Origin of the sequence: Neisseria sp. Ec49-e6-T10, from assembly GCF_051132615.1 — a bacterium.
Lineage (GTDB): Bacteria > Pseudomonadota > Gammaproteobacteria > Burkholderiales > Neisseriaceae.
Map to the genome: position 1 here is coordinate 787,808 of NZ_CP152375.1, position 12,907 is coordinate 800,714.

13 protein-coding genes are annotated in these 12,907 nt (G+C 38.1%); all 13 read left to right on the forward strand.

Features of this window, described 5'->3' with window-relative positions; genetic code table 11:
* The first annotated feature begins 62 nt into the window (after nt 1-62).
* Nucleotides 63-680 carry a peroxiredoxin gene (locus tag AADH04_RS04015; protein ID WP_434778960.1) on the forward strand — a complete coding sequence of 206 codons (618 nt, stop codon included), beginning with the start codon at nt 63-65 and terminating at the stop codon, nt 678-680.
* 105 nt (nt 681-785) lie between these two features.
* Complete coding sequence (locus AADH04_RS04020) at nt 786-1,181, forward strand: hypothetical protein (protein WP_434778961.1); 396 nt, start codon at nt 786-788, stop codon at nt 1,179-1,181.
* A 143-nt stretch (nt 1,182-1,324) separates the two neighbouring features.
* Complete coding sequence (locus AADH04_RS04025) at nt 1,325-2,170, forward strand: SDR family NAD(P)-dependent oxidoreductase (RefSeq protein ID WP_434778962.1); 846 nt, start codon at nt 1,325-1,327, stop codon at nt 2,168-2,170.
* 2 nt (nt 2,171-2,172) lie between these two features.
* A complete protein-coding gene (locus AADH04_RS04030; RefSeq protein WP_434778963.1) occupies nt 2,173-3,708 on the forward strand; it encodes an AMP-binding protein in 1,536 nt (511 codons plus the stop codon).
* Between the two features lie 61 nt (nt 3,709-3,769).
* Complete coding sequence (locus tag AADH04_RS04035) at nt 3,770-5,683, forward strand: ATP-binding cassette domain-containing protein (RefSeq protein ID WP_434778964.1); 1,914 nt, start codon at nt 3,770-3,772, stop codon at nt 5,681-5,683.
* Nucleotides 5,684-5,688: 5 nt separating this feature from the next.
* Nucleotides 5,689-6,219, forward strand: a complete 531-nt coding sequence (locus AADH04_RS04040) for a C40 family peptidase (RefSeq protein WP_434778965.1) — start codon at nt 5,689-5,691, stop codon at nt 6,217-6,219.
* A gap of 181 nt (nt 6,220-6,400) precedes the next feature.
* On the forward strand, nt 6,401-7,795 hold the full coding sequence (gene cycA, locus AADH04_RS04045; protein ID WP_434778966.1) for a D-serine/D-alanine/glycine transporter: 1,395 nt from the start codon (nt 6,401-6,403) through the stop codon (nt 7,793-7,795).
* A gap of 153 nt (nt 7,796-7,948) precedes the next feature.
* Nucleotides 7,949-8,308: a hypothetical protein gene (locus AADH04_RS04050; RefSeq protein WP_434778967.1), complete on the forward strand. Its 360-nt coding sequence runs from the start codon at nt 7,949-7,951 to the stop codon at nt 8,306-8,308.
* Complete coding sequence (locus AADH04_RS04055) at nt 8,308-8,742, forward strand: hypothetical protein (RefSeq protein WP_434778968.1); 435 nt, start codon at nt 8,308-8,310, stop codon at nt 8,740-8,742. The genes AADH04_RS04050 and AADH04_RS04055 overlap by 1 nt, the downstream gene beginning before the upstream one ends.
* A gap of 18 nt (nt 8,743-8,760) precedes the next feature.
* The gene (folC, locus tag AADH04_RS04060; protein ID WP_434778969.1) at nt 8,761-10,026 is read left to right on the forward strand and encodes a bifunctional tetrahydrofolate synthase/dihydrofolate synthase; all 1,266 of its coding nucleotides are present in this window, start codon (nt 8,761-8,763) and stop codon (nt 10,024-10,026) included.
* A gap of 11 nt (nt 10,027-10,037) precedes the next feature.
* Nucleotides 10,038-10,820 (forward strand): SPOR domain-containing protein, encoded by a 783-nt coding sequence (locus AADH04_RS04065; RefSeq protein WP_434778970.1) that lies wholly within the window; start codon nt 10,038-10,040, stop codon nt 10,818-10,820.
* Nucleotides 10,817-11,311: a CvpA family protein gene (locus AADH04_RS04070; RefSeq protein WP_434778971.1), complete on the forward strand. Its 495-nt coding sequence runs from the start codon at nt 10,817-10,819 to the stop codon at nt 11,309-11,311. The genes AADH04_RS04065 and AADH04_RS04070 overlap by 4 nt, the downstream gene beginning before the upstream one ends.
* A gap of 32 nt (nt 11,312-11,343) precedes the next feature.
* Nucleotides 11,344-12,873 (forward strand): amidophosphoribosyltransferase, encoded by a 1,530-nt coding sequence (purF, locus tag AADH04_RS04075; RefSeq protein WP_434778972.1) that lies wholly within the window; start codon nt 11,344-11,346, stop codon nt 12,871-12,873.
* Nucleotides 12,874-12,907 lie beyond the last annotated feature (34 nt).

Here is a 12,907-nt window from a genome sequence, read left to right on the forward strand (position 1 = left end):
CTGACGGTAATTGATTACAATAACGTATAACATCCCAAGATTATTTTTTTCAGGAGCCATTAATGAGTGTTTTGGTCAATAAACATGCCCCTTTTTTTCATGATGGTGATAAGAAATTCAGTGCAGTTACCGCAAAAGGAGACATTATAGGTGACTTTAATTTTCCTGATGCCACCAAAAATAAATATACTGTACTATTTTTTTATCCACTAGATTTTACTTTTGTCTGTCCATCTGAAATTATTGCATTTAATAACCGTTTAGCAGCATTTGAACAACGCAATGTTCAATTACTTGCCGTTTCTATTGACAGTGCATTTACCCATGCAGCTTGGCGCAATACACCGGTGGAAAAAGGCGGCATCGGCTCTGTAGGCTTTACCATGATCGCAGACATTAAACGTGAAATCGTCCATGCCTATGATGTTGCAACAGATGCAGGTGTGGCATTACGTGCGTCTTTTTTAATCGATCAACAAGGCATTGTACAACACCAAGTTGTCAATAATTTGTCGTTAGGGCGCAATATTGATGAAATGTTACGTATGGTTGATGCTTTACAATTTACAGAACAACATGGCGAAGTTTGCCCAGCAAGTTGGCAAAAAGGTACAGAAGGCATGATACCTGATGCCCAAGGGGTGGCCAGGTACCTGAACAAACACAGCACAAACCTCTAACATTTTTGGTAAAAAGCCCTTATTTAAAATTTAATAAGGGCTTAAAAGTATGCACCATAAAATTTATTTGTTAAAATAACACAATTGATTGCTACTTATTTTACTATGTCTAAAGAGCCCGTTAAGCAAGCCCTTGCTCCAAGTTTCATGCAAAAAGTGGAAAGTTTATTTAACCATAATGAACGTGCTGTTTATTGCATGGATACCCCCCAACAAAAAATTTTCCTCTCCACTGCTGGTATTTATTATCAAGGTAGAAAAAATTGGTTTCAAAATAAAACCACCATTATTTTTTACCCTAAAAGTGCCATTGAATCAATTCAATATATAGAACAAGGCTGGTTTCTTCCAGCTGTAGCTTTAGAATTGGTGATAAAAGGTCGGGTCAAACACGAAGAGATGAAAACAGAAGCTCTACCAATTAGGCTTAAATTTAAAGACACTGAAAAAGAAAAATGTCATACTTTGTTGACCTTTTGTAAAGAGCTAATTTCTGCCTAAGTGATTTTCTAAATTTCATTTAAATTAACTGATCTTCGTTACAATTTATTTTTTGTAACAAATCGTTATTTGCCGTTCGCTTTACCCTACCTTCAAGCTTAGATACAATCAATTTACCTTCTATTTATTGATGAATCATTATTATGTCTCTACTTGCTTCACTTCTATTCCCTAAAAAACAAGTTAATCTGGAAAAACTGAAACAATACTTAACCAATAAAACCATTTTAATTACAGGGGCAAGTTTTGGTATTGGTGAAGCTCTGGCTTATTTACTTGGCCAGACTAATGCCCATTTAATTTTGGTGGCACGTACAAAGGAAAAATTATCGTACATCAAAAAGCATATTCAACATTCTGGTAATCATGTCAGCTGTATTGCAATTAACTTAGCCGACCCTATGCAAGTTGATGATTTACTGCGACACTTACAAAGTCTTCCGAACAAAATAGATATTTTTGTCAATAATGCAGGTAAATCTATTCGCCGCTCATTTATCGATTCATTAGACAGACATCATGATGTTGAACGTTCTATGGCTTTAAATTATTTTGCCCCAATTAAACTCACACAAGGTTTATTCAAGCACCTACAGCAAACCAATGGCCATATTGTTCATGTGAGCGCGGTCAATGTTCTGTTAGCCCCCCCCCCTTACTGGAGTGCCTATCAGTCATCTAAAACAGCATTTGATCAATGGTTACGTTGTAATATACCTGAGCTTTACGCACATAATATTGCCACTTCTATTGTGTACTTCCCCTTGGTCAAAACCCGTATGATTGAACCGACTCAAATGTATCAGCATGTGCCAGCAATGAATGTCGATCAAGCAGCGATTGTTTTGGCTCAGTGTTTATTAAAAAGACCCAGAACATTTAAACCATGGTGGCTACCCTTTATTCAAGCATTCAATCCATTGACCCCTTTATGGGAAAAAATATGGTGTTTTTCTTTGAAAAAAAAGAATCAAAAAAAAGGTAAATAGCAATGTGGGCCATATTAAAAACGCTGTATCACAATAAACTTTTATCACCCAAATTCATCATTATTTTGCTTTTTGCGATTATTCGTCATGGTTTGAATTTATTTACTCTGCTTGTTTTTACCAGCAAACGGTTCCCCAATCATGTAGCCGTTACCATGAATCAATCTGAAGTGACCTACAAAGTTCTACATCATCAAGTCTCATGCCTTATGAATGTACTTAATCAACAATTGAGTGTTAACCAAAAAAGTAAAACGGCCATTTTAGCCAATAATAGCCTTGATTGTATTAAGCATATTATTGCCTGTTCAGGTTTAGGCACGCATTTATATATGCTCAACCCTAATTTAACAGCCCCACAAATTATGACGCTGATAAAGCAGCTACACCTAGAAAACCTAATATATGATCCACAATATACTCAACTGGCTATTTTAAGCCAAGAAAATATCAACTTAATTGCGATGGACAATCCTTTATTTCATCCAAAAAATCAGCTTTTAAAGAAAATTAAACCTTCTTTTTCTGGGAAAATAACTTTATTAACCAGCGGCACAACTGGCATGCCTAAAGCAGTTAGTCGCCAACCTTCATTGCATCAATTCATGGGCATTTTTCATGTACTGTTCAGCCAATTACGACTCCATGCTTATGGTTCTGTGCTTATTGCGACCCCTCTTTACCACGGTTTTGGTTTTGCTACCTTATGTATGTCTTTGGCATTGGGCAAAAAAATGTTTGTTACTGAGTATTTTGATGCTCAAAAAAGTATCCGTATCATTCAAAAAAATCGCATTGAAGTCATCACCCTTGTGCCTATTATGTTGCAACGCATCATCAACCATGCACCATCGCAACAACTATCTTCTATAAAATGCATTGTATGTGGGGGTGCAGTTTTACCCAGTACTCTGGTCAAACACACTCAAGATACACTAGGATCTGTTTTGTTCAATTTATATGGCACATCAGAAGCGGGAGTCTGTACCATTGCCACACCTAAAACGTTAGAACAACACCCCAACTCTATTGGGAAAGCAATTCGGGGCACCAAGTTAACTTTATATGACACACACCATCAAATAATCACAACAGACCATACTGTTGGCTTACTTTACGCTTCAAACCCATGGAGCAGTGAGCAGATACATAAGCAAATCAACACCAAAGATTTGGCTTATCAAAACAAAGAAGGCTATCTTTTTTTGGCTGGGCGTCAGGATGACATGATTATTTCAGGCGGAGAAAATGTTTACCCAATAGAATTAGAGAATATCCTCTCTCAACATGCAGCAATTGCCGAGGCTTGTGTTATTGGCATCAAAGACGATGAATTTGGGCAACGTTTACAAGCCTTTGTCGTGTTAAAAACCAATGTACAGTTAACAAAAACGCAATTATTTGACTGGCTCTCTTTACATACGGCTCGCCACCAAAAACCTAAATATATTGTTTTTATGGATGCTTTACCCTACTCTTCATTAGGCAAAATAGATAAAAAACAATTAGTCCAACGATTCAATCTTAGTGATGCATAACCCTATACCCCATATTTTCAGGTAAAATCACTTTTTTTGCTGCACACAAATTAAGTTTATTATGGCCATTATTACTGTAGAAAACGCCTGTTTGGCATTCGGACACACTGCTCTGTTAGACCATGTTCAATTTACACTTAACCCGAATGAAATCGTGGGTTTGATTGGACGCAATGGTGCAGGAAAATCTTCTTTTTTAAAAACATTATCGGGTACCATTAAACTGGATGATGGTCTAATCAGCATGGAAAAAGGGCTGAAAGTTGCCTATGTACCACAAGAACCTGTATTTGAAGCAGAACAAACCGTTTTTGATGCCGTTGCAGAAGGTCTGGGAGAGCTGCGCTCATTACTGACACGATATCATGATTTAAGCCGAATAATCGCCCAAAGCGCAACATCAACAGAAGCACAATTAGAACAGTTAAACCTTTTACAAACTCAATTAGAAGCAGAAAATGGCTGGCAATTTGATGCTTTTATTCATCAAACCATGGGGCAATTGTCTTTATCTGAAGATCAAAAGATTCAAGAACTATCCGGTGGTCAAAAAAAACGGGTGGCTTTAGCCAGAGCTTTGGTTGCCAAACCAGATGTTCTGCTACTGGATGAACCAACAAACCATTTAGATATTGAGGCAATTATCTGGCTGGAGGGGTTGATTAAAAACTTTACAGGTTCTGTTGTCCTCATTACCCATGATCGTAAGTTCCTAGACAATATAGCAACCCGCATTGTTGAATTAGACCGTGGTATTTTACGCAATTACCCTGGTTCTTTTCATGCCTACCAAGACAAAAAAGAACAAGAACTTGCTGTTGAAACAGAACAAAATAGAGTATTTGACAAATTTCATGCCCAAGAAGAAGTTTGGATTCGTAAAGGCATTGAAGCCAGACGAACCCGCAATATGGGACGTGTTCGCCGCTTACAAGAATTAAGGCAAGAAAGAAAACAACGCCGTGACGTTCAAGGTCAAGTAAGCCTACAGTTAGATACAGGCGAAAAAAGCGGTAAGTTGGTTGCAGAATTAGAACATGTTTTTTTCTCTTATGAAGAGCAACCTATTATTCAAGACTTTAGTTGCCGTATTTTACGCGGTGATAAAGTTGGCTTAATTGGGCCAAATGGTGTGGGAAAAACCACCTTACTGAAAATTATTTTAGGAGAGCTTTCGCCAACAAAAGGAAAAGTTCGCCAAGGCAGCAAACAGGAAATCGCTTATTTTGATCAGTTTCGCAGCCAATTAAATGAAGAAGACTCTATTTTCTATACTTTAGGCCAAGGAAATGACTTTGTCGAAGTTGGCGGCAAGAAAAAACATGTCATGAGTTATTTAAGCGATTTCTTATTTAGCCCTGAACGCGCCAATAGCCCAGTATCTTCTTTATCTGGGGGAGAACGTAACCGCTTATTATTGGCTAAGCTTTTTACCAGATATGCCAATATTTTGGTTTTAGACGAACCGACCAATGATTTAGATATCGATACCCTAGAATTACTCGAAGAATGCTTAAGAGAATACACGGGAACTGTGTTTTTAGTGAGTCATGACCGTACTTTTTTAGATAATGTGATTACTCAAAGTATTGTATTTGAACAAAATGGTGTGTTAAAAGAATATATTGGAGGTTATCAAGATTATCTTGATGCAAAAACGCGAGAAAGTGTGTTAAAAAAACCAGAAAAAACCGCTACTGTTCAGGAAAACAATCAAAAGAACAGCCGAGAAAAATCACAAAAATCGGCCAAGCTCAGTTTTAATGAACAAAGGGAATTACACGCTTTACCAGAACAAATTCAGGCATTAGAAACTGAACAAAGCCAGTTAACGGAACAATTACTGGATCCTAATGTCTTTAAACATAATCATCAGGAAGCTGCCTTGTGGCAACAACGCATAGAACAAATAGAAATTGAGCTATTAGAAAAGCTTGAGCGTTGGGACATTCTGGAAACAAAACAGAAAGGATAATCTATATGTTCAAAAAAATACTGTTATTGAGTTTATTAGCATTGGCATTAAATGCCTGTTCAACCAACAAAAAACCAGCAAAACCAACCACAAAAAAAACAACCAGCACACAAACCCAAGCAAAAAAGGTGCGCATTACCCATGTCAGTGCCAGACAAGGTGGACAAGAAGTGATGATGTATGCCATGAGCCTTATGGGAATTGGCTATAAATTTGGCGGTACCAATCCACAAGCAGGTTTTGACTGTAGTGGTATGGTTGGTTATATTTATAAAAATGCTTTAGGGGTACAACTACCTCGTACAGCAGCTGATATTGCGGCAGCATCTACGACAATCAGTAAAAGCCAGCTAAAAGTGGGCGATTTGGTTTTCTTTAACACTAATGGGAAACCCTTCTCTCATATGGGTATTTATATTGGCGACAATCGCTTTGTACATGCACCATCTACCAACGGCTCTATTCGTACAGCCAGTTTAGACAATCAGTATTTTGCTTCTCGCTTTACCAGTGCCAGAACACTTTTTGCTAAATAAAATCAATCAAAAAAACAAAAAACTGTAAAAGGACGTTAAGATTTTTGTTGTCTAAAAACAGTTTTTTGTTTAATCTAACTGAATAACAATAATTCTAATCAACATGTTCGCTTGCAACAAAAAATAATCTATTGAATTAATTAAGTTTTCAAACTCACCTTACTCATTTTAAGGAGACTACATGTCAGAAGAAATGCGTCACCATGGTGTTCCTGAAGCAGATCTCAAAAGAGGTTTAGATAATAGACATATTCAGTTAATTGCAATAGGTGGAGCAATTGGTACCGGCTTATTTATGGGCTCAGGTAAAACCATCAGCCTTGCAGGCCCTTCTATCATTTTTGTTTATATGATTATTGGTTTTATGCTGTTTTTTGTTATGCGAGCCATGGGTGAATTACTTTTATCTAATCTCAATTATAAATCTTTTATCGACTTTTCCTCTGATTTACTCGGGCCTTGGGCTGGTTATTTTACAGGTTGGACTTATTGGTTATGTTGGGTCGTAACAGGTGTGGCCGATGTCATTGCTATTGCAGGGTATGCACAATTTTGGTGGCCTGGATTAACCCCATGGATTCCTGTGATTATCTGTGTCATCTTATTTTTAAGCTTAAACTTGGTTGCCGTCAAACTGTTTGGTGAAATGGAATTTTGGTTTGCCATTATTAAAATCATTGCCATTCTTGCTCTGATTGTTGTAGGTATTTATATGGTGGTCACTGGTTTTCAATCTCCATCTGGCAGCATTGCTTCTTTGAATCATATCTGGAATGGAGGCAATATGTTCCCTAATGGGGTGATTGGCTTTTTTGCAGGTTTCCAAATTGCTGTGTTTGCCTTTGTGGGTATTGAATTAGTCGGCACAACAGCAGCAGAAACAAAAGACCCTAATCGTACCTTACCTAAAGCAATTAACTCCATTCCCATTCGCATTATTTTCTTTTATGTTTTGTCTCTTATCGTGATTATGTGTGTGACACCATGGAATCAAGTTTCTCCAGATAAAAGCCCCTTCGTACAAATGTTTGTACTTGTTGGTATTCCTTTTGCGGCCAGCCTAGTCAATTTTGTGGTACTGACCTCTGCCGCGTCTTCTGCCAACAGTGGGGTATTTTCAACCAGTCGCATGATGTTTGGCTTAGCAGAAGAAAAAGCTGCACCCAAATTATTCAGCAAGTTATCAAGTTTAAGTGTACCTGCTAATGGCTTGATTTTTTCTTGCCTGTGCATTTTAATTGCTTATGCTATTTTATCTTCTATTCCCAGCATTATGGGTGCCTTTACTGTGGTGACAACCATATCGGCCATTTTATTTATTTTCGTTTGGTCAATCATTTTGATTTCATACATGGTTTATCGCAAACAACGTAAGCAGTTACATGAAAAATCTATTTATAAAATGCCAGGTGGTGTGCTTATGTGCTGGGTAGTGTTGGCATTTTTTGCTTTTGTACTCTATTTATTAACCTTAGAAGCAGATACACTAGAAGCACTGATTTATACCCCTTCATGGTTTATTTTATTAGGCGTTGCCTATATTTTTGTTAAAGCGAAACGGGAAAAACAAGGTTAATCATATACCTATTTTCCCTTCAGCCCGAGGCACTACCCTCGGGCTATTTTTATCTTAACCTTCAACTCAAACAAAATCATTTGTATATTAGCCTCGCTAGCTTAAAAAGTAGCATAGCTATGCTATAATTAATCATTAAATAAAGGATTTATTATGTATTTTGTTGATCGCTCAATTGCCCTCATTCAACCCAAACAACCCTTTTTAGACTGGTTGCGTTCTGTTGAAGATGATCAAGCAATTGAACTGACACTGAGCCAACTTAGAGCAGACTGTAATACATTTTTGATTCCACAATATGTGGAACCAGAAGAAGCTGTGGCTTATATTGATGACATTTATTTGTCTATTTTTAAAATAGAGCTGTCCAGTTGGTATGAAGATGAAACTGTTTGGCCTAAAGATTTAAGTTTAAAAGCATTTTGGGAAACATTTGATATATCCATACACACAATGGTCATTGATACAGTTGACGAAGGGTTACATAATACCCCTCTTATGGATGAAGAGTAGTGTCTCCTTTTGCGCTGACAATTAAACCTTCAAAGATAATTCTTATTGCCACCTTATTTTGCCACTTAAATTGTGTGCTTATTTGGTGGTTCTATTTTTCATGGATATTACTGGGGCTATTGGTAATCAGCATCAGTTTGGTTATTTCTTTAAAGCAAATACACTGGTTTAAAACCAAAAATTCAATTGATCAAATATGGTTTGAACCACGCCACACAACTTTATTTCACCATAATCAAACACGCAGCCGCGCTATTTTATTACCCAACAGCATGCTTTCACGTTTTTTATGTGTTTTATCTTTTAGGGACAACATCAAAACATACTCTATTTGTATTTTCCCAAACAACACTGCTCCAGAAGAATACCGCCAACTAATGGCATTTGCACGTTGGTGTAAACAAACAGAGCAAACGCCCAAATTTAATTTATAACAAATTTAAAGGTCATTTATGTTCACCAGTCATTCGCTAGACAATTGGTTACAATACATAGAAAGTGTTCATCCTCAAACAATTGATATGGGGCTTGCCCGTACAAAACAAGTACAAGAAAAACTAAACCTAAAACCACAATGTCCTGTGATTACTGTTTCAGGCACCAATGGTAAAGGTTCTGTTTGTGCTTATTTAACAGCGATTTACCATGAAGCTGGCTTTAAAGTCGGCACATTAACCTCCCCTCATTTAATCCGCTTTAATGAACGTATTGCCATTAACGCCGAACCTGTTACAGATGAGCTAATTATTCAGGCTTTTGAAGCCATTGAACAAGCCAGAGGCGATATACCATTAACCTATTTTGAATTCAACACATTGGCTGCAGTTTGGGTATTTGCACAACAGCAAACTGATGTCATGGTTTTAGAAGTTGGCCTGGGCGGTCGTTTGGATGCGGTGAATGTGTTTGATACTGATTGCGCCATCATCACAAGCGTGGATATTGATCATCAAGATTATTTGGGGACAGATTTAGAAACCATTGGTTTTGAAAAAGCAGGAATATTTCGCTCAAATAAACCCGCTATTTTTGGTCAACAACCCTTATTAAATAGTGTCAACAAACATGCTCATGATATAGATGCCCAGCTTTTATGCTACGACACTGATTTTTCTATTCGTACTATGGATAACCAGTGGGATTTTCTATTTAAAGACAAAGCCCGCCACGCATTACCCATTCCAACGATGAGAGGCACTTATCAAATACAAAATGCCAGTTGTGCTTTAGCTGCAATTGAATGCTTATACGAACAACTTCCTGTCACTATTGGCGCCATCAAACGTGGGCTGATTAAGGCAAGCAATACTGGGCGCTTTCAAATTTTACCTGGACGCCCCATGGTGATACTGGACGTTGGTCATAATCCTCATGCTGCACGCGCTCTTGTAAAAAGCTTAAATCTTTTACCTTTTGCCTCTAAAAAAATTGCAGTGTTTTCTATGCTAGCGGACAAAGACATCGATGAAGTTATTGAAATTTGCAAGGGTGCATTTGATGAATGGTTTATTGCCCCACTTAATGTGCCAAGGGCAGTTGCAATTGATGTTTTACATCAGAAACTTAACACACATGGCATTAAGCAAATACAAATATTCGAGAATATCGAAACCGCGTATCAACATGCTTTATCTTGCGCCCAAGAAAGTGATAGAATAACCGTGTTTGGTTCATTTCATACTGTCGCAGAAATCCTGACCCAACATACTTTGAAATAGGAAACCTAAATATGGCTAATAATTCAACCAATGACTATGAACAACTTAAACGCCGTAATCGCCGTCGTTTGGTAGGCACAGTTGTTTTAGTATTTATCGCCATCATCATTTTGTGGAAAGCCATTTCATACACACCAGAACAAAAAACACAAACTGACTTTGTGGTGATTAATGATCAAGTGTCTGACACAGTCCCACAAACATATCCACAAATAAGCAGTGACCCAATTGCTCAGTTTGCTTCTGAACCAATAGTGGAAGATCCTGCTATTGCTTCTATACCAACTGAACCTGAAATCATCAGCGAGCCAACCATTGCCTCAAATACGGAGCATAATACTCAAACACAACAACCGCCTGCTGCTATTAGCACGCCCCCAACCAGCCCAGAAAAACAAACAACAACCACAGCACAAAAAAAACCCGTTGAAAAAAAGCCAGTTGAAAAAAAACCAACTGTGACAACACCACCAAAAGTAAACAGCAAACCAGATCCTAAAGATATTTTAGAAGGTAGGGTCACATTTAAAGAAAACAGTACAACAGCGGCTAATTCAGCTCACACAGGAAAAGTGGTGATTCAAGTTGCGGCACTTTCTGATAGCGCTCAAGCAGCACAAATGAAAAGCAAACTGGCTGATATAGGTATTTCAGCCAACATCAGCAAAGCAAACACAAGTAAAGGTGAAATCAACCGTGTACGTGTAGGCCCATTTAGCAATCGAGAAGAAGCAGAAAAGACCCTTAACAGACTTAAAGCTTCTGGTATGAATGGTATTATTGTAAGCCAATGACGCTATTTGACTTTATCGCCATTGGCATTATCGGTTTATCGACATTAATCGCCTTAATGAGAGGTGTTGTGACCGAATTAGCCTCTCTAGTTGGGTGGGTTGTCTCTTTTACGGGGGCAAAATTGTTCACCCCCCAAGTTTCTGAAATAGCCATGAAAGATGTCCAACCTGAAACCTTAAAATATGTTGGCACCTTTGTTTTACTATTTGTGTTACTGTTGGTTGCGCAATATTTTTTACGTTCATTGCTCACTGCATTGATTAAATCCATAGGCTTAGACGGTATAAACAAATTATTAGGTGGGGTATTTGGTGCTGCCAGAGGTGTGCTTATTGTGACGGTTCTTGTGTTGATTTGTTCGATGACCAGCTTAAGCCAAACGCCCGAATGGCGTACGGCTCAAACAGTTGGGTTTTTTCAGCAATTAGCATCAATCGCTATTCCTTACCTACCCAAACAAGTTGCAGATGTTATTTCATCTGCGAATTAGCGTAAAATTTTTTTTACTAGGATAACTTCACTATGTGTGGCATTTTAGGTATTGTCAGTCAAAGCCCTGTTAATCAAACTCTATATGACGGCTTACAATTACTTCAGCACCGTGGGCAAGATGCAGCAGGAATTGTCACAGCACACCATAACACTTTTCATATGCATAAAGGCAGCGGGATGGTACGCGATGTATTTCGTACCCGAAATATGCGCAATTTAATTGGTCATGCCGGTATTGCCCATGTACGTTACCCTACAGCAGGTAATGCTCAAAGCAGTGCAGAAGCACAACCATTTTATGTAAACTCCCCTTTCGGGATCGTTCTGGCACATAATGGTAATTTAACGAATGCAACCGAATTGTTTGAACATGTCTGTCATAATGACTTGCGCCATATCAACACCAATTCCGACTCAGAAGTTCTGCTCAATGTCCTCGCACACGAATTAGAACGCCAAGTAACAGATAAACAACTAAGTGTAGACAATATTTTTAATGCCGTCACCGCATTACATAAAAGGGTACGTGGTGCCTATGCTGTTGTGGCTTTGATTGCAGGTTATGGCTTACTGGCTTTTCGTGATCCTAACGGTATTCGCCCCTTGGTTATTGGTACCCAAAAAAACGGGGACAAAACCGATTATCTTTTCGCCTCTGAGTCTGTTGCACTAGATTGTTCTGGCTTTAATTTACTCAGAGATGTTGCCGCAGGAGAAGCAATTTTTGTTTCCTTTGATGGACAATTTAGTTCAAAACAATGCAGCAGCACAAGTCGGCTAGCCACTTGTCTTTTTGAATATGTATATTTTGCTCGCCCTGACTCAGTGATCGATGGTGCCTCAGTTTATCAAGCACGATTAAATATGGGAGTCACTTTAGCAGAGAAGGTCAGGAAAACCGATTTTTATCAGGATATTGATGTGGTTATGCCTATTCCTGATACCAGCAGACCCAGCGCTTTACAATTGGCCTTCCATCTAAACATCACTTATAGAGAAGGTTTTATCAAAAACCGCTACATTGGTCGGACATTTATTATGCCTGGGCAAGCGGTTAGAAAAAAATCCGTTCGACAAAAACTCAATCCTGTTGGTTGTGAATTTGCAGGAAAAAATGTGTTATTGGTAGATGATTCAATTGTCAGGGGTACAACCAGTAGAGAAATTGTACAAATGGCTCGTGATATGGGGGCAAAAAAAGTTTATTTTGCTTCTGCTGCACCTGAAGTGCGTTTCCCTAATGTATATGGTATTGATATGCCAACACGCAAAGAGCTCTTGGCAACAGGCAGAACAACTGAGCAAATTGCTGCAGAAATAGGTGCAGATGGAGTGGTTTTTCAAGAATTAGATGCCTTAATCAGTGCCGTAAAAGAGGCCAATCCAAATCTTAAAGAATTTGATACTTCTTGCTTTACAGGGTATTACCTAACAGGCGATATCACTGAAAGCTATTTAGATAAAATTGAGACTGACCGTTTCAATGCACCTATCAATAATTTGGTTGATGCCCAAATGGTGGATCAAAACCTTAATATAGAAGAGGTTGAAACAGAATAACCAAATTTTTGCTTACTGCTTTAGGTAACTTAAA